The sequence below is a fragment of the Xanthomonas arboricola pv. populi genome (assembly GCF_002939945.1).
Classification (GTDB): Bacteria; Pseudomonadota; Gammaproteobacteria; order Xanthomonadales; family Xanthomonadaceae; genus Xanthomonas; species Xanthomonas arboricola_A.
The window spans coordinates 1-17,669 of sequence record NZ_MDEB01000013.1; the positions used below are offsets into that span (position 1 = coordinate 1).

Here is a 17,669-nt window from a genome sequence, read left to right on the forward strand (position 1 = left end):
GCCCGGAGACCTCTAGTTATGGATGGATCAATTTTACGGGGAGTCGACACTTCTACGCGCTGGTTACGAGGGTTGCAGGCCGGCGCCACGACGCCGAACTGCCGGGGCGATAAGACGGGTCGGCATTGCTTTGCCAAGGTGGTAACGGTTGCTTTCGGCGGCCTGGAGTCCTTGCCGCCATCCGCCACCCGGACGGTCCACAGCGTGATCCAGCACCGGAACTGGCACAAGTGCGATGTCCGGATTAATTCTCCAGGTAGTATCGAATAATAGATAAAAAGAAATTACTGGAAGTCTCGTATAACCATGGTGATGTGCGCCAGGATTAAGATTCGAGCCAGGTGCTTGGGCGTTTAGTGATGCGCGACAATCATTAAATTAAGAGCGGCTAACAGAACGTGGCGAGCGGTCGTCAGGTGAGTGCGGGCGGCGCGTTCAGAACCGGGGCGTACGCGTAGGACATGCCCATTCCGCGCGACGACCGCGCCCGCCTGGCGGGCGCGCAGTCGGTTTGTCAGCCGCTCTGAATTAGAAATTGAAGGGGTTCCAAAAAATAGTATGAAATACAATCACTGTCCAGAGCGCCAATCGTTGCCTTGTGTTGATCTGCTCTACGATTACACGCCTTTTCTGAACCGGTCCGATCGTCACGGAAGCGTGGGGACCATGCCCTCGCACGCGTCATCGCTGCGTATCGCCATCGTGGGAGCCGGCATCAGCGGTCTTGTGGCGGCAACGGAGCTAATGCGGACAGGAATACACGATGTCACCTTGTTCGAGGCGCGTAACCGTATTGGCGGACGGGCATGGTCGCAGGCGTTCGACGCACGCGCGCCTCATCTCATTGCCGAGATGGGAGCGATGCGCTTTCCCTCAAGCCAATCCTGCCTGTTCCATTACCTGGACAAGTTCGGAATCTCAAATAACGCGTCCTTTCCCGATCCTGGCGTGGTCGATACCGAGCTGCATTACCGGGGAACGCGCCATCTATGGCCGGCAAACGGTCGGCCGCCGGAACTTTTTCGGCGTGTTGACGAAGGCTGGCGAGCATTCTTGCGAGACGGCTACGTGAAGAGCGGCAAAGCATTGATTGCGCCGATGACAATTACATCGCTCCTCAAGGCGCGCCGCTTCGAACACGCACGCGAGGCTTGGCAGGGTTGGATAGAAGCCTTTGGCAATGCTTCCTTCTATTCGGCTATCGTCGAGATATTTAGCAACCCCCGTGCGCCGGGAGGCGTGCGATGGGAGAAGCCTGCAGATTTCGATCTGTTCGGTTCGTTGGGGATCGGCTCGGGAGGTTTCACGCCGGTCTATCAGGCCGGATTCACAGAAATACTCCGCATTGTCATCAACGGTTACGACTGCGATCAACGCATGATCATCGGAGGGATCTCCAGCCTCGTGGAAAAGCTTGCAAACCAAACTTTCCAAGGACGTCAACTGAAGGAGCGCGTACAGCGCGGCGAAGTTTCCCGGATCTCCAAACGGGACGGAAGGATTGCGCTTTCCGTGGAATCTGGCGACACCATGCAATTCGATCGGGTGATCGTCACTAGCAGTAACCGCAGCATGCAAACGGTTCATCGAATCACTAGCGATGAGACATTCTTCGATCATGACGTCTGTCGTGCAGTGCGGGAGACACACATGACTAGCTCCTCCAAGATATTCATGCTTACCAGTCATAAATTCTGGCTTGCTGAAAACCTGCCGACCTCGATTCTGACGGATGGATTGCTGCGCAATGTTTACTGCCTGGACTATGAGCCGGACAATCCAGGTGGCCACGGTGTGGTACTGCTTAGTTACACATGGGAAGACGATGCTAACAAGTTGCTCGGCTTCCACGACAAGCGACAGCGCTGCCAGTTTCTGACCGAAGAGTTAGCGAAAATTCTTCCACAGTTCGCTCGTCATCTGATCCCGGCCGACGATGACTATGAGCGCAACGTGATCCAACATGACTGGTTATTGGATCCCTACTCCGCAGGGGCATTCAAACTGAACTATCCCGGCACGGATATCTACTCGGAACGCCTTTTCTTCCAATTTCAGTCTGCAAACGATATTGCGACAGACTCCGGACTATACCTCGCCGGGTGCGGGTGCTCGTTCACCGGAGGGTGGATCGAAGGCGCCATTCAGACTGGCCTGAACAGCGCTTGCGCGGTTATTCGAAGTGTCGGCGGCAAACTCCTGCCCGACAATCCTCTGGACGGGATACGGCGCGTTTATCGTTATTGATCTGATTCAACGAGACCATCATGGGAGACAGGCATGCCTACAGACCAATCGCTCGAATCGCTTTGCGCCAAAATAAAATCCGGTGATATAACGCCCCTGCAGATCAAGCAGCGCGCATTTGAGTCGGAAAGGGCACATGCTGCACTTAACTGCTTCGTCAGGGCTGACCTGCCCGAGAACGAATATAGAGAGCCCGGCGAAGAGCAGAAGGATCTGCCTTTATATGGCATCCCGATCTCTTTCAAGGACAATATATTCGTGGCGGGATTGCCCATTACTGCAGGAACCCCGGGACTTGCGGATTGCGTGGCTTCGCATGACGCCGAAATCGTCAAAAGGCTCACGCGTTTGGGGGCCGCCGTTGCCGGGAAAAACACGATGCATGAGTTGAGCTTCGGGATCACATCGGCAAGCTCCGTGCAAGGGGCGGTCGGTAACCCCGCTGCGCCGGGATACTGCGCGGGCGGTAGCAGCGGAGGTAGCGCTGCTGCAGTGGCAGCCGGCATCGTATCCGCTGCCGTCGGTACCGACACCGGTGGCTCGGTCAGGATACCGGCCTCGTTCTGCGGAATCACCGGATTTCGTCCTACAAGCGGGCATTGGTCGTCGTCAGGGATTCTCCCGGTCTCGCATACCAAGGACACCCCCGGCTTGTTGGCGCGCACGGCGGCGGATGTCCTGTTTTTATACACGCACCTGTCCTGCGGCGATGTCCAGCCTAGCGCGGTGCTGCCCTCAGCCTGTCGCATAGGATTGCCTTCTTCCATGTGGAAGAGGTTGGACGACGAGGTGAGGAAACACTGCCAGGCCTGCATCGATCTATTGGCAAGGTACGGTTTCGAGTGCGTTGTGGTCGACGACGCCAGAATAGTCTCGCTCAGCACGATGGGCGCCTTCACGGTTCCGATCAGCGAGTTCTTTGTGGATTTTCCGAGGTCGCTGTTGGTTAACGGGATCGGAAGCAGAATCGCCAAGGTCTTCGATCAGATTGGCGATGAGAATATCCGATCGATTATCCATACGAACATGAAAAGTAAGATGTTTTCTAATTGCGAATACCAGCGTGCATTGCATGGCCTCCATCTGCTGCGCGAGGAGATGGACGCATTTTTCGACAGCTGTAGGATCGACTTACTGGCCTATCCAACAGTTCCGGGCGCGGTACCGCACCGAGACACCGCCGGAGACCCTGACCTGTTCGGCGAAATCATCCGCAACACCGATCTAGCCAGCAATGCCGCGCTACCTTCCGTCACGCTGCCGGTAGCTCCGCTCACGGCATTGCCAGTTGGATTGAGCCTGGATTGCAAACGAGGCCGGGATGGCTATCTGCTACAGATGGCAAGCCGCATAGAAAGCATTGTGCGGTCTCATGCGGCCGACTCAGCGGGCTGATCGCGTACCGACATGACACCGGCTTTACAGCATCGATTTCCCGACCAGCGGTGATGTATGGGGATACCGAGTGGTCCGCAGCATGGCCGCCGCCACCGATGCAAGGCATGTGGCCCCATCGATCCCTTTATCGATGCAGTCTCCCTGCGGCAGTCGCTCACCGGTTGCTGCAGGATGTGAATATAGAACCCGCGGCGGCGATGGTGGATCTGGGTTGTCGCGGGCAGGAACTGATGCGTGAATGCGATCTTTCAGGGGCCACTAACCACTACGCTGCCGCCAGACAAACGCGATCTGCCTTGGCACTTGCTGTGCACCAGTAGCGAACGGCCCGAACAAGGGAAGCGGTCTGTGGCTTGCCGAGACAGCGTTGCCCAGGCCACCGGCCTGGGCAACGCGCACGTCTTAGTCTCTACGCGCCACAGAAGGCTCCGCACTCATCCCAAAGTAGATGACACGCTCTAGGCCTGATCGAACTCGTGGTGATACCGCGTGGCTTCGGCCACTTCGTTCTTCGAACCGAGGAACACCGGCACGCGCTGATGTAACTGCGTCGGCTGGAGGTCCAGGATGCGCTCACGCCCGGTGGTGGCCGCGCCGCCGGCCTGCTCCACTAGCATGCTCATCGGGTTGGCTTCGTACATCAGGCGCAGCTTGCCCGGCTTGGATGCGTCCTTCTTGTCCCAGGGGTAGATGAAGATGCCGCCGCGGGTGAGGATGCGGTGCACGTCGGCGACCATGCTGGCGATCCAGCGCATGTTGAAGTCCTTGCCGCGGGTGCCGTCCTTGCCGGCCAGCAGGTCGCTGACATAGGACTGCATGGCCGGTTCCCAGTGGCGCTGGTTGGACATGTTGATGGCGTACTCGGCAGTGTCGTCGGGCACGCGCATGTTGGCCTGGGTCAGCAGGAAGCTGCCTTCCTCGCGCTCCAGGGTGAAGGCGTGGGTGCCGTGGCCCAGCGTGAGCACCAGCATCGTGCTGGGGCCGTAGATGCAGTAGCCGGCGGCGACCTGCTGGGTGCCCGGCTGCAGGAAGTGTTCGTCGCCCGGCTTTTCGGTGCCCTTGGGCGCGCGCAGTACCGAGAAGATGGTGCCGACCGAGACGTTGACGTCGATGTTGGAACTGCCGTCCAGCGGATCGAACAGCAGCAGGAAATCGCCACTGGGGTACTGGTCGGGCACCGGCTGGCTGTGATCCATTTCTTCCGACGCGCACGCGGCCAGGTGGCCGCCCCAGGCATTGGCTTCGAGCAGGATGTCGTTGCTGAGCACGTCGAGCTTCTTCTGTGCTTCGCCCTGCACATTGCCGGTGCCGGCATCGCCAAGCACGCCGCCCAGGGCGCCCTTGCTCACGGCGATGGAAATGCGCTTGCAGGCGCGCGAGACGATGGTGATCAGCTGGCGCAATTCCGGGTCGATACGGCCGGCGTGTTGCTCTTCGATCAGGAAGCGGGTCAGCGAGGGACGCGACATGGGAGCGGGCAGCCTGTGTAGGAAGTGGTCCGCCATTGTCGCCATTGCGCCGTTAGATTTCGATCACTGCATGCGCGTTTTGCCGCGTGGTTGATCGAACATGCGCGAATGGGGGGGCGATGGTTGCGCTGCGCTTGCCCCCATCCGCCCTTCGGGCACCTTCCCCCGCCGGCGGGGGAAGGACGCGGCGAGGGCGGGGAAGGACGCGGCGAGGGCGGGGAAGGACGCGGCGAGGGCGGGGAAGGGAGCGGCGTCTGCGGGCAAAAAAACCGGGAGGCTGGCGCGCTCCCGGTTTGCAGGCGTTGGCCGCTGTGGCCGACCACGCTGCGTCGCTTACATGCGGCTGACGGTGGCCACGGCCTGTGCCACGTAGTCCAGGTTGCGCTGGCTCAGCGCGGCCACGCAGATACGGCCGGTGCCGACGGCATAGATGGCGAACTCGTCGCGCAGGCGGTCCACCTGCGTTCTGGTCAGGCCCGAGTACGAGAACATGCCGGCCTGGCGCTGGATGAAGTCGAACTCCGGCGCACCCAGTGTGGCCAGCTTGGCCACTAGGCCCGCGCGCAGGGCGTGGATGCGCTCGCGCATCTCGGTCAGCTCCTGCTCCCACAGATCGCGCAGCTCCGGGCTGGTCAGCACGCCGGCCACCAATGCTGCGCCGTGCGTGGACGGGCTGGAGTAGATCGTGCGGATGATGCGCTTGACCTGCGACTGCACGGCCTTGGCTTCGGCCGCAGTGGCCGAGACCACCGACAGCGCGCCCACGCGCTCGCCATACAGCGAGAACGACTTGGAGTACGAGCTGGCGACCACGTAGCTGTCGATGCCTTCGGCGGCGAGCAGGCGCACCGCATACGCATCGGCCTCGATGCCCTTGTCGAAGCCCTGGTAGGCGATGTCGACGAACGGGAACAGCTTGCGTTCCTTCAACAGCCCGGCGACTTGCTTCCACTGTTCCTTGCTCAGGTCCGCGCCAGTCGGGTTGTGGCAGCAGGCGTGCAGCAGCACCACCGTGCCCGGCTCCAGTCTGGCCAGATCGGCGAGCATGCCGTCGAAGTTCAGCCCATGGCTGGCGGCATCGAAATAGGTGTAGTCCACGACCTCGAAGCCGGCCGCGCCGAACACCGCGCGATGGTTTTCCCAGCTCGGGTTGCTGATGGCGATGGTGGAGGTGGGCAGCAGCTTCTTGAGCAGGTCCGCGCCCACGCGCAATGCGCCGCTGCCGCCAACGGTCTGCGAGGTCGCCACGCGGCCGGAGGCCACCAGCGCCGACTCGGCGCCGAACAGCAGCTCCTGGGTGGCCTTGTCGTAGGCGGCCAGGCCGTCGATGGGCAGATAGCCACGCGGTTTGGCGTCCAGTGCGAGCTGCTGCTCGATCTTGTGCACGGCGCGCAACAGCGGGATGCGCCCGTTCTCGTCGTAATAGATGCCCACGCCCAGGTTGACCTTGTTGGGGCGGCTGTCGGCGTTGTAGGCCTCGGTCAGGCCCAGGATGGGGTCGCCTGGAACCTGTTCCACGTTTGCAAAGAAGGACACGGCATGACTCGCTGAAGGACGAAAGAGTGAGGGACTTCCGGATGCTCGGCCGCAGCTGGGCCAAACCACTTCATCGTAGCAGCCCATGGCCGGCGTAGCATGCTTCGTTCCGTACGCAACGATGCGGCCACAGTACGGATGAGGGACACTACGCCGATGCCCAGACTGACCCTATTGGCCGCCGCCTGCGGCCTGTTCGCCACGGGCGCCGCGTCGCCCGTCCTGGCCGCCGATGCGGCGCCCCCCTCCGCCACGCCGATCCGGGCATTGCCCGCGGTCCAGGTGGACGCCGCACGTGTCCATGGGGTGGACGACTTCGACCTGCCGGCCTCCTTCACCGTGGTGGCAGCAGACGATGACAACCGCCGCGGCGCGCAGGTGTCCGAGCTGCTGGACGGCATCCCCGGGCTGGTGGCGCGCGATCGCCAGAACTATGCGCAGGACACCCAGCTGTCGATCCGCGGCTTCGGTGCGCGCTCCACCTTCGGCGTGCGCGGCGTGCGCCTGCTGGTCGATGGCATCCCGGCCAGCATGCCCGATGGCCAGGGCCAGCTGTCGCACTTCAACGTGCTGGGCGCGCAGCGGGTGGAAGTGCTGCGCGGGCCGTTCTCGGCGCTGTACGGCAACTCCTCCGGCGGCGTGCTGCAGCTGTGGAGCGCCGACGGCGCCCCAAACGACCCCTGGCGGCTGCGCGCCACCTACGGCAGCAACGCCACTGTCAATGTGGGCGCGCAATTGCTCGGCCAGCAGGGCGCGGTGCACTACAACCTGGCCGCCAATCATTTCGAAACCGACGGCTTTCGCGACCATAGCCGCGCCAGGCGCGAGTCGGTCAACGCCAAGCTGGGTTTCGATCTGGCCGAGGGCGGCCGGCTGGACCTGGTGCTCAACTATCTGGACGCGCCCGACGCGCTGGACCCGCTCGGCCTGACCCGCGCACAGTTCAACGCCGACCCGGCGCAGGCCACGGCGGTGGCCACCCAGTTCAACACCCGCAAATCGGTGCGGCAGTCGCAGGCCGGCGCCATCTTCACCCAGCAGTTGGACAGCCAGACCTTGCGGCTGATGGCCTACGGCGGGCAGCGCAGCGTGGAGCAGTTCCTGGCGATCCCGGTGGCGGTGCAGCGCAACCCGCTGCATTCGGGCGGGGTGATCGATCTGGACAGCAATTACGAAGGTGCCGACGCGCGTTGGGCCTGGCAGGGGCAGGCCCTGGGCCGGCCCTTGCAGCTAACTGTGGGCGCCAATGTCGATCGTCAACGCCAGCACCGTACCGGTTATGAAAACTTCGTCGGCGACACGCTGGGCGTCAAGGGTGCGCTGCGCCGCAACCAGCGCGACCAGGTCGAGAACGTGGACCAGTTCGCGCAGGCCTGGTGGCAGTGGAGCGCGCGCTGGTCGGCCCTGCTGGGCGTGCGCCATAGCCAGGTGCGCTTCGACTCGGACGATCACTACATCCTCGGGCGTAATCCCGACGACAGCGGCCAGCGCGAGTATTCGGCGACCACGCCGGTGGCCGGCATCGTGTTGCGTGCCGCCGACGACCTGCGTTTCTACGCCTCGGTGGGACGCGGTTTCGAAACGCCCACCTTCAACGAGCTGGGTTATCGCAGCGACGGCGGCGCCGGCCTGGCGCTGGATCTGGGCGCGGCGACCAGCCGCAACTACGAAATCGGCAGCAAGTGGCGCGCGCAAAGCGGCGCAGCGGTGGAGGTCGCGCTGTTCCGCGCCGACACCGACGACGAACTGGCCGTGGCCAGCAACACCAATGGCCGCAGCACCTACCGCAACATCGGCGCCACCCGCCGCCAGGGCGCGGAGCTGAGCTGGAATCAACCGGTGGGCGACACCCAGCAGCTGCAGCTGGCCTACACCTTCGTCGATGCCAGCGTGCGCGATGGTTACCTCACCTGCGCCAGCAGCGGCTGCGCCACGCCCACCGCACCGGTGGCCAGCGGCGCGCGCCTGCCGGGCGTGCCGCGTCAGCAGCTGTTCGCACGCTGGCAGTGGCAGCCCTTGCAATGGCAGTTCGCCGCCGAAACGGTGGCCTCCGACGCCACTGTGGTCAACGACCTGGCCACCGAACGCGCGCCCGGCTACGCGCTGGTCAATCTGGAAGCCTCCCGGCGCTGGACCACCACGCTGGGCGGGCTGCGCACGTTCGCACGCATCGACAACGTGCTGGACCGCCAGTACGTGGGCTCGGTGATCGTCAACGACGGCAACGGGCGCTACTACGAACCAGGCCCGGACCGCACCTACACCATCGGCCTGCAGTGGGATTTCGGCGGCTGAGCCATCGATGGGCGGTGGTGCACATCGCCGCCCACCACGCCTCGTAGGAGCGCACCCGGGCGCGACGAAGCCGTCCCGCTAACACGGGCGCCACGCAATGCCATAGCAGCGCGCAGATGCATCTCCAACAAACCGTCGGCCTGCAGTGTGATTTCGGAGGCTGAGCTGGCCGCAGGCGGCGCGCGTTCAACACCACGCATGCCGCCCGTAGGAGCGCACCCGGGCGCGACAAAGCCATCCCGCCAACGCACGGTCTGCCATCGACCCACCACATCAGGCCCCACCATGATCGTCATCGATCACGCCCCCGCAGGCTGGTTTCTCCTGCGCGCGGGCAACCGCTACTGGCTGGACATCAACTGCACGATCTCGGCCACCGGCTTCTCGCTCCTGCTGGCGTTGAACGCAACCGAGCAGGCCGATGTGCTGGCAGACGGGCATGCCGCCTGCGCACGGCTGGCCGCGCAGGTGCAATGGCGGCCGCACGCCTTTGCCGCGCGTGATGCCAGCGCCAGCCACGGTGCGCAGGTCACCGCAGCCGTGCAGGCCTGGCGCGCGGCAGACACCAGCAATGCTCGCGCATGAACCCATCGCGCCGGGCAAACCGCTCGCGCTGTTCGCCGCGCGTCGCTGCAATGCGCCGCGTTGATGCAGCGGTGACTGCCGGCGATGCGATGCACTAAGCTTGCAAGCGCATTCCCCGCACAAGGATGTTTCCGTTGAACACGCGCTACGCCCCGATCGATTTCAGCGACAAGCTCGCCCTGCTGTCGCAGCACTGGTCCCCGCGTGTCGTCGCGGAAATGAACGACTACCAGTTCAAACTGGTCAAGCTGCAGGGTGCGTTCGTGTGGCATCAGCATGCGGACACGGACGAGGTATTCATCGTGCTGGACGGCAACATGACCATCGAATTTCGCGACGGCGTGGTGGCGCTGTCGGCCGGGCAGATGCACGTGGTGCCCAAGGGTGTCGAACACCGCCCGGCGGCGGAGCGCGAATGCAGCGTGTTGCTGGTCGAGCCGCGTGGTGTGGTCAACACCGGCGATGCGGGCGGCGCATACACCGCAGACAACGACGTCTGGATCTGATCGCTGCGCTCGGCGCGCGGGTGCTGGCGGCATCGGTTGGCATCCACGCAGCCACCCCTGCATGGCAGGTTATTGCAAACACCGAGCTGCGTATGGCGCACCTGGTCCTGCACAGGATCGTTGCAGTACCTGCGGCCAGCCGGTCGTGCGGTGCGTGCTAGGCTCGGTTTTCCGCACACAACGCATGGAGCATGGGATGACATTCCTGCAAGTGGTGTCGGTTGCGGCGCTCGGCGCGACCAGTCTCTTGAGCGGCACCGTCGCCAGTGCCGCTGCACCCTCGGAACCAGGCATGCTGCAGGTAACGCGGACCTATCCGGCCGATAGCCCGGCCGTGGCGCAGGTGCATCGCTGGTTGCTGGCGCAGCCGTCCAGGCAACAGCGACCGGCAAGCGCCGCCGAGCTAGGCCAGCTGCGCACCAGTTACCGCACTCACGCGCCAGGTGCCGGCGGGCGTGCAGACCTGACCAGTACCGAGGTGGCCTTCCCGGAGCATGGTCAGCCTGGCGATGTGGTCGCCATCGACGCATGTGGCGCGGGGATGCGCTATCACTGGACGTATCGATGGACTGCGGCATCGGCCACAGCGGGTTGGCAGTTGCAGTCCTATCACCTGAGAAACGTGCAGGACTGCGCTGCTGCCATGGCCGATCCCGACGTCTTCAAGCCGACTGCACCGCGCAGCTGAGGTGCGTGCGCACGGCGTGCAAGTCACCCGTCGGCGCCCCACGGCGGCACTGCGGTCGCGGCCTGCAGCGATCGCGATGGCGGGCGGAAGTCCAGGCACTTTGAGAGGCATGGCGGAGTAAGGTCCTGTACCCGCAGAACCCTACTTGATGCGCAACGTGAGATGGCGTTGGTCAGCGGCGGTCATGCGCCGAGCTGGCTCGCGTCGTCGTTTCCCGTTGCCCGCACGCCATCGTTTGCGTCAAGGAATACAGCATGACGCACGCCGGCACTGATGGCGGCCCCGAGGGATTCTTGGCGGCGGGCATGCGCATCCGCGCGCTCCTGGGCCGCGTCGGCGGGCGATGCGCTTGCCCGCCCGGCGTCAGGCCCGTTGCGGGCCGAGCCGGCGATACAGCGTGCTGCGGCTGATGCCGAGCCGGCGTGCCGCCTGCGCGACGTTGCCGCCGCAGGCGTCCAGCGCCTGCCGCATCGCCGCCTGCGCCAGCTGCTCCAGGCTATCGGCCGGTGCCGGCGCGGCAGCGGCTCCCGCCGACACCGCGGTCCGGGTGGCGAGGTAGCCCGGCAGCGCGTCGCGGTCGATGCGCTCGCCGGGTTCGCTCAGCGCCACCAGTGTGCGCAGGCAGGCCGAGAGCTGGCGCAGGTTGCCCGGCCAGTCGTAGTCGGCCAGGACCCGCAGCGCGTCGCTGCTGAGCTGGCGGCCCTGGCCCAGGCGCTGCCACAGCTCCTGCACCAGCAGCGGGCGGTCGGCGTGCGCGCGCAGCGCCGGCAGCGCCACCGCATGGTGGGCAATGCGGTAGTACAGATCGGCGCGGAAGCGGCCGTCGGCGATCGCCGCTTGCAGGTCCTGGTGGGTGGCGCAGACCAGTGCGAAGTCCAGCCGCACCGGCTTGCCGCCGCCCAGCGGGGACAGTTCGCGCTCCTGCAGCACGCGCAGCAGCCGTGGCTGTAGCGCCAGCGGCATGTCGCCGATCTCGTCGAGGAACAGCACCCCGCCCTCGGCCTGACGCAGCAGCCCCGGGCTGCCGTGCTTGCGCGCTCCGGTGAAGGCGCCGCCCTCGTAGCCGAACAGCTCGGCCTCGATCAGGCCCTCGGGCAGCGCGGCGCAGTTCACCGCCACGAATGGGCGGCCGGCGCGCGCGCAGCGGCGGTGCAACTCGCGCGCGAACACCTCCTTGCCGGTGCCGGTCTCGCCCTGCACCAGCACTGGGAGCTCGGCATCCAGCACCCGGCAAGCGCGCCCGAGCAGGCGCTCGATCTCGGCCTCGAACAGCGGCGCGTCGCGGTCGCCGTCCCGGCGGGCGGACGAGACCGTGATCGGTGGCTGCGTGGCGCGCCGGCGCGGCCGCGCGTCGCCGCGCTCGTCCACGCGCCCGTACAGGGCGCGGCCCTGGCGGTCGAACAGGGCGCCGTCGTGGCGCAGCCGGGTCAGTGGCTCCTCGAACAGCGCGTCGTAGCGCGCGCGCCCCAGTTCGTGGCGCTCCAGCCCGAACAGCTGCAGGCCGGCGCGGTTGGCCGCCACCAGGCGCCCGCCGCGAAACGCCAGCAGGCCCTCGCGCGCGGTGCCCAGCAGGGCCGGGTCGTGGTGCACGCGCAGCAGTTCGCAATCGGCGACGCCGTCGTCGAAGTAGCGGTGCTCGATGCTGGTCACCGCGCGCCGCGCCAGTCCCAGCGCGTGCATGTGCTGCAGACGTGCGTCGCCGGAGATGTCGAGCACGCCCACCAGCTGCCCGTAAGGATCGAAGATCGGCGACGCGGCACAGCTGAGGATGCCGTGCGGGGCGAGGTAGTGCTCGCCGCCGCGGACCTCGATCGAGCGGCTCTCCACGATCGCGGTGCCGATGGCATTGGTGCCGACCACGCTTTCGCTCCAGCAGACGCCGGGCATCAGTGCCACCCGCCCGGCGCGGTCGAGGAAGCCGGTGCTGCCCTCGGCATCGAGGATCCAGCCGGCCTCGTCGGTGAGCAGCACGACGCTGCCGGTGGCCGCTGCGTCGGCCGACAGCCCTTCCAGCTCGGCGCGCGCGCGCCGCCACAAGGTCTCGTGACGTTCGCGCATCTCGCGCAGGCGTGCAGCGCTGACCGGTTCGATCGCCGGCGTCGCCTCGGCGGCCAGGCCCTGGCGCTGGCAGCGTCGCCACGACTGCAGGATCGCGTCCGGTACCTGCCCGGCCGGCATCGCCCCGCGCTCGAAGAACGAGCGCCGCGCGCGGCCCAGCTGCTGCTCTGTCGACATCGCCATCCGCCACCTCGTGTCGCAATCTGCGACAGTCCAGAAGATCACTGTCCCGATAAACACCATGTTTGCGGACACAGCGCAAGCGCCGCGCGTGATGCGCCGCAGCGAAGACTGCGACCATCGGTCGCACCCGCGGCGCGATCGGGCGTGACGCAGTGCAGCAGGGCAAACCTGGCATCGCCCTTGCGTGACAACGGGGACGCCCCGTAACGGGCTTCCTCCCATGTACCGCAGGAGACACCGATGAATGCCGTGACATCCGCCAAGCCGCTGAACACCGACCCGCAGTCCATCTTCAAACCGCGCTATGACAACTTCATCGGCGGCAAGTGGGTGGCGCCGCATAGCGGACAGTACTTCGACAACACCACTCCGATCAGCGGCAAGGTGTTCACCTCGATCGCGCGCTCCAATGCGCAGGACATCGAAGCCGCATTGGACGCGGCGCATGCGGCCAAGGACGCGTGGGGCAAGGCCTCCGCCACCGAGCGATCCAATGTGCTGCTCAGGATCGCCGACCGCATCGAGCAGAATCTGGAACTGCTCGCCCATGCCGAGACCTGGGACAACGGCAAGCCGGTGCGCGAAACGCTCAATGCGGACGTGCCGTTGTGCGTGGATCACTTCCGCTATTTCGCTGGCGCCATCCGCGCGCAGGAAGGCGGCATCTCCGAGATCGACAGCGACACCATCGCCTACCACTTCCACGAGCCGCTGGGCGTGGTCGGGCAGATCATTCCGTGGAATTTTCCGCTGCTGATGGCGTGCTGGAAACTCGCACCGGCGCTGGCTGCCGGCAACTGCGTGGTGATGAAGCCGGCCGAGCAGACACCGGCCTCGATCCTGGTGTTGATGGAAGTCATCGGCGACTTGCTGCCGCCCGGGGTGCTCAACGTGGTCAACGGCTTCGGCCTGGAGGCGGGCAAGCCGCTGGCCAGCAATCCGCGTATCGCCAAGATCGCCTTCACCGGCGAAACCACCACCGGCCGGTTGATCATGCAATACGCCAGCCAGAACCTGATTCCGGTGACGCTGGAGCTGGGCGGTAAATCGCCGAACATCTTCTTCGCCGACGTGATGGCCGAAGACGACGATTTTCTCGACAAGGCGGTGGAAGGATTCGTGCTGTTCGCCTTCAATCAGGGCGAGGTGTGCACCTGCCCCTCGCGCGCGCTGATCCAGGAATCGATCTACGACAGGTTCATGGAGAAAGCGCTGGCGCGCGTGGCCGCGATCAAGCAGGGCAATCCGCTCGACCCCAATACCATGGTCGGCGCGCAGGCCTCCGGCGAGCAGCTGGAAAAGATCCTGTCCTACATCGATATCGGCAGGCAGGAAGGCGCGCAAGTGCTGATCGGCGGCGAACGCAACGCGCTCGACGGCGAGCTGGCCGGTGGCTTCTACGTCAAGCCGACGGTGTTCAAGGGCCACAACAAGATGCGCGTGTTCCAGGAAGAAATATTCGGACCGGTGGTGTCGGTGACCACCTTCAAGGACGAGGCCGAAGCGCTGGCGATCGCCAACGACACGCTGTACGGCCTGGGCGCGGGGGTGTGGAGTCGCGATGCTGCGCGCCTGTACCGCATGGGCCGCGCGATCCAGGCCGGGCGCGTGTGGACCAATTGCTACCACGCCTACCCGGCGCATGCCGCGTTCGGCGGTTACAAGCAGTCGGGCATCGGCCGCGAGAATCACAAGATGATGCTCGACCATTATCAGCAGACCAAGAACCTGCTGGTCAGCTACTCGCCCAAGGCGCTGGGCTTCTTCTGACATCCATGCCGGTCGCGCTCGTGCGCGGCGACGATCGGCTGGCGCCGCGCGTCCGCGCCGCGGCTTTGACCTCGATCAAGGCTCCGGCTGCGGTCCGGGGCTAAGGTTTCCTCAACGAAAGCGACAGGAGTGCAATGTGGACAAGACGATGAAAGCTGCAGTGGTACGCGAGTTCGGCAAGCCGCTGGTGATCGAGGAGGTGCAGGTGCCGCGTCCGGCCGCCGGCGACATCCTGGTCAAGATCGAAGCCTGTGGCGTCTGCCACACCGACCTGCACGCCGCCGAGGGCGACTGGCCGGTCAAGCCGAACCCGCCGTTCATTCCCGGCCACGAAGGTGTCGGCAACGTGGTGGCGGTCGGCGAAGGCGTCAAGCACATCAAGGAAGGCGACCGCGTCGGCATCCCGTGGCTGTACTCGGCGTGCGGCCACTGCGAACACTGTATGGGTGGCTGGGAGACCTTGTGCGAGGCGCAGCAGAACAGCGGCTACTCGGTCAACGGCGGCTTCGCGCAGTACGCGCTGGCCAACGCCGACTATGTCGGCCAGCTGCCCAAGGGCATCGGCTTCGTCGAGGTCGCGCCGATCCTGTGCGCGGGCGTCACCGTCTACAAGGGCCTGAAGGTCACCGATACCAAGCCGGGTCAGTGGGTGGTGATTTCCGGCATCGGCGGGCTCGGCCACATGGCAGTGCAATACGCCAAGGCGATGGGAATGAACGTGGCCGCAGTGGATGTGGACGACGCCAAGCTGGCACTGGCCAGGCGCCTGGGCGCAACGGTGACGGTCAATGCGCGCACCACCGATCCGGTGGCGTACCTCAAGAAGGAAATCGGAGGCGCACACGGCGCGTTGGTCACTGCGGTGTCGCCCAAGGCGTTCGAGCAGGCGGTCGGCATGGTGCGGCGTGGCGGGACGGTGGCGCTCAATGGCCTGCCGCCGGGGACGTTCCCGCTGGATATCTTCGGGTTGGTGCTCAACGGCGTGACCGTGCGCGGTTCGATCGTCGGCACCCGCCTGGATCTGCAGGAGTCGTTGGAGTTCGCCGATCAGGGCAAGGTGGCCGCCACCGTCGCCACCGACACGCTGGACAACATCAACGACGTGTTCGCCCGCATGCGCGCCGGCTCGATCGAGGGCCGTATCGTGCTCGACATGGCGGCCTGACCGCGCCGCAGGAGGCAGACGATGCAGGGCACCACCACGCAGACAGACCCGCCATTGCAGGTGATGGCCACGCTCGCGGCGTTGCAGTTGATCGACACGCTGCGCGCACGGCACGGCGAGGTGCTGTTCCATCAATCCGGTGGCTGCTGCGATGGTTCCTCGCCAATGTGTTTCCCGGTGGGCGATTTCATCGTCGGCGATCGCGATGTGCTGCTGGGCGAGATCGGCGGCGCGCCGTTCTATATCAGTGCCTCGCAGTTCGAGTACTGGAAGCACACCCAGCTGATCATCGACGTGGTGCCGGGGCGCGGCGGCATGTTCTCGCTGGAAAACGGCGAGGGCGTGCGCTTTCTGGTGCGCTCGCGCCTGTTTGCCGATGAGGAATTCGCCCAATTGCAGCAGGCAGGTCGGGCGTAACGCACACCCGCCTGGCTGGTGCTGCCGGGCGGGTATTTCAGCCGGCTGTCTTCAGCGGCCTGTCGCTGGCGACGGCGCAGTACCTGGCTTCTTGGCCGGGGTGTCGCCATCGGCAGGGATCAGCGTGTCGGGCGCATCGCCGGCACCGCGGTCTTCGTAGTGTTCGGCATCGCGCTTGCCGTGCTGTTCGCCCGGCTGGGTCGGTTGGTCGCGTAGCGGGTCGCGGGACATGTGGTTCTCCTGGGATTCGAGAGGGATGCGCAGTTCACCGCGCGCCGGGTGAAGGACGCGCAGTGGCGACTGCAGACGCGCGGCTCACGCATGGATCACGGTGCCCGCGCTACAGCTATGGGCTACCCCAAACAGCACCCGGAGTCACACGCCGATGGCACGACCGATCTGGACCGGAACCCTGTCGTTCGGCTTGCTCAATGTACCGGTGTCGTTGATGTCGGGCGAGCGCAAGGTGGATCTGCATTTCCGCATGCTCGATTCGCGCGACAAGAAGCCGATCCGCTTCGAGCGCGTCAACGCCGACACCGGCGACGAGGTGCCGTGGAAGGAGATCGTCAAGGCGTTCGAGTACGACAAGGGCAGCTATGTCATCGTCGAGGAGCAGGACATCCGCTCGGCCTCGCCGGAGAGCCACGAGACGGTGGAGGTGGAAACCTTTGTCGACGCCGCCGACATCGACCCGCGCTATTTCGAAAAGCCCTACATCCTGGTGCCCGGCAAGAAGGCCGAAAAAGGCTATGTGCTGCTGCGCGAGACGCTGCGCGACACCGGCAAGGTGGGCATCGCCAAGGTGGTGATCCGCACGCGCGAATACCTGGCCGCGGTGATGCCGCAGGGCGACGCATTGATCCTGCTGCTGCTGCGCTACCAGCAGGAAGTGGTGGACCCGCAGGACTTCAAGCTGCCGGCCGGCGCGGTGGGCGAGTACCGCATCACGCCCAAGGAACAGGAGATGGCCAGGCAGCTGATCGAGTCGATGTCCGGCACCTGGCAGCCGGAGGATTACCACGACGAATTCCGCGGCAAGCTCGAGCAGATCCTGCGCAAGCGCATCCAGGCCAAGGGCGGCACCACGACGGTGGATGTCGAGCCGCCGCAGCACGAAGACGCCACCACCAACGTGGTCGACTTCATGTCGCTGCTGCAGAAGAGCCTGCAAGCCAATACGCGCACGCCGGCCAAGAAGAGCAGCGCGCCGGCAACCGCGCCGGCCAAAAAGACTGCCGCCAAGACCGCCGCCAAGAAAGTGGCCAAGAAAGCCACCAAGAAGACCGCGGGCAAGGCCACCAAAGCCACGGCCAGCAAGGCGCCGCCGCGCCGCAAGGCCGGATAGGCCG

General features: G+C 65.2%; 14 protein-coding genes and 1 other RNA gene. 10 read left to right on the forward strand and 5 right to left on the reverse strand.

All coding sequences use genetic code 11. From position 1 onward, the window contains the following. Positions 1 to 386: 386 nt before the first annotated feature. A non-coding RNA gene (locus tag XaplCFBP3123_RS20545) (sX9 sRNA) lies at positions 387 to 463 on the reverse strand. Between the two features lie 95 nt (positions 464 to 558). On the opposite strand from XaplCFBP3123_RS20545, the gene XaplCFBP3123_RS20550 reads away from it, so the two are divergent. Both XaplCFBP3123_RS20550 and XaplCFBP3123_RS20555 read left to right on the forward strand, forming a co-directional pair. Further along, positions 559 to 2,247: an NAD(P)/FAD-dependent oxidoreductase gene (locus XaplCFBP3123_RS20550; RefSeq protein WP_104535714.1), complete on the forward strand. Its 1,689-nt coding sequence runs from the start codon at positions 559 to 561 to the stop codon at positions 2,245 to 2,247. A 33-nt stretch (positions 2,248 to 2,280) separates the two neighbouring features. Further along, the gene (locus XaplCFBP3123_RS20555; protein ID WP_104535715.1) at positions 2,281 to 3,642 is read left to right on the forward strand and encodes an amidase family protein; all 1,362 of its coding nucleotides are present in this window, start codon (positions 2,281 to 2,283) and stop codon (positions 3,640 to 3,642) included. 461 nt (positions 3,643 to 4,103) lie between these two features. Here XaplCFBP3123_RS20555 and XaplCFBP3123_RS20560 read toward each other — a convergent pair whose 3' ends face one another. Together XaplCFBP3123_RS20560 and XaplCFBP3123_RS20565 are read right to left on the reverse strand one after the other, a co-directional pair. Next, positions 4,104 to 5,114, reverse strand: a complete 1,011-nt coding sequence (locus XaplCFBP3123_RS20560; protein WP_104535716.1) for a class 1 fructose-bisphosphatase — start codon at positions 5,112 to 5,114, stop codon at positions 4,104 to 4,106. A gap of 333 nt (positions 5,115 to 5,447) precedes the next feature. Beyond that, a complete protein-coding gene (locus XaplCFBP3123_RS20565) occupies positions 5,448 to 6,650 on the reverse strand; it encodes an aromatic amino acid transaminase (protein WP_104535717.1) in 1,203 nt (400 codons plus the stop codon). A gap of 156 nt (positions 6,651 to 6,806) precedes the next feature. Here XaplCFBP3123_RS20565 and XaplCFBP3123_RS20570 point away from each other — a divergent pair, with 156 nt between their 5' ends. The 4 genes from XaplCFBP3123_RS20570 to XaplCFBP3123_RS20585 all read left to right on the forward strand — a co-directional run bounded on the left by XaplCFBP3123_RS20570 (position 6,807) and on the right by XaplCFBP3123_RS20585 (position 10,724). Beyond that, the gene (locus tag XaplCFBP3123_RS20570) at positions 6,807 to 8,945 is read left to right on the forward strand and encodes a TonB-dependent receptor family protein (RefSeq protein ID WP_172453423.1); all 2,139 of its coding nucleotides are present in this window, start codon (positions 6,807 to 6,809) and stop codon (positions 8,943 to 8,945) included. Between the two features lie 285 nt (positions 8,946 to 9,230). Then, positions 9,231 to 9,530: a hypothetical protein gene (locus tag XaplCFBP3123_RS20575; protein WP_104535719.1), complete on the forward strand. Its 300-nt coding sequence runs from the start codon at positions 9,231 to 9,233 to the stop codon at positions 9,528 to 9,530. Between the two features lie 125 nt (positions 9,531 to 9,655). After that, positions 9,656 to 10,036 carry a cupin domain-containing protein gene (locus tag XaplCFBP3123_RS20580; RefSeq protein ID WP_104535720.1) on the forward strand — a complete coding sequence of 127 codons (381 nt, stop codon included), beginning with the start codon at positions 9,656 to 9,658 and terminating at the stop codon, positions 10,034 to 10,036. A 196-nt stretch (positions 10,037 to 10,232) separates the two neighbouring features. Then, the gene (locus tag XaplCFBP3123_RS20585; RefSeq protein WP_172453424.1) at positions 10,233 to 10,724 is read left to right on the forward strand and encodes a hypothetical protein; all 492 of its coding nucleotides are present in this window, start codon (positions 10,233 to 10,235) and stop codon (positions 10,722 to 10,724) included. A 363-nt stretch (positions 10,725 to 11,087) separates the two neighbouring features. Here XaplCFBP3123_RS20585 and XaplCFBP3123_RS20590 read toward each other — a convergent pair whose 3' ends face one another. Beyond that, positions 11,088 to 12,965, reverse strand: coding sequence for a sigma-54-dependent Fis family transcriptional regulator (locus XaplCFBP3123_RS20590; RefSeq protein WP_104535721.1), 1,878 nt, complete (start codon positions 12,963 to 12,965; stop codon positions 11,088 to 11,090). A 240-nt stretch (positions 12,966 to 13,205) separates the two neighbouring features. On the opposite strand from XaplCFBP3123_RS20590, the gene adh reads away from it, so the two are divergent. The 3 genes from adh (at position 13,206) to XaplCFBP3123_RS20605 (ending at position 16,317) form a co-directional block, all read left to right on the forward strand. Beyond that, a complete protein-coding gene (adh, locus tag XaplCFBP3123_RS20595) occupies positions 13,206 to 14,735 on the forward strand; it encodes an aldehyde dehydrogenase (protein WP_104535722.1) in 1,530 nt (509 codons plus the stop codon). Between the two features lie 136 nt (positions 14,736 to 14,871). Then, positions 14,872 to 15,900 carry an alcohol dehydrogenase AdhP gene (gene adhP, locus XaplCFBP3123_RS20600; RefSeq protein WP_104535723.1) on the forward strand — a complete coding sequence of 343 codons (1,029 nt, stop codon included), beginning with the start codon at positions 14,872 to 14,874 and terminating at the stop codon, positions 15,898 to 15,900. 21 nt (positions 15,901 to 15,921) lie between these two features. After that, positions 15,922 to 16,317, forward strand: coding sequence for a DUF779 domain-containing protein (locus XaplCFBP3123_RS20605; protein ID WP_104535724.1), 396 nt, complete (start codon positions 15,922 to 15,924; stop codon positions 16,315 to 16,317). Between the two features lie 51 nt (positions 16,318 to 16,368). Here the strand turns inward: XaplCFBP3123_RS20605 and XaplCFBP3123_RS20610 are convergent, their stop codons facing one another. Next, positions 16,369 to 16,548 (reverse strand): hypothetical protein, encoded by a 180-nt coding sequence (locus XaplCFBP3123_RS20610; RefSeq protein ID WP_104535725.1) that lies wholly within the window; start codon positions 16,546 to 16,548, stop codon positions 16,369 to 16,371. Between the two features lie 154 nt (positions 16,549 to 16,702). On the opposite strand from XaplCFBP3123_RS20610, the gene XaplCFBP3123_RS20615 reads away from it, so the two are divergent. Next, a complete protein-coding gene (locus XaplCFBP3123_RS20615) occupies positions 16,703 to 17,665 on the forward strand; it encodes a Ku protein (RefSeq protein ID WP_104535726.1) in 963 nt (320 codons plus the stop codon). The last annotated feature ends 4 nt before the right edge of the window (positions 17,666 to 17,669 follow it).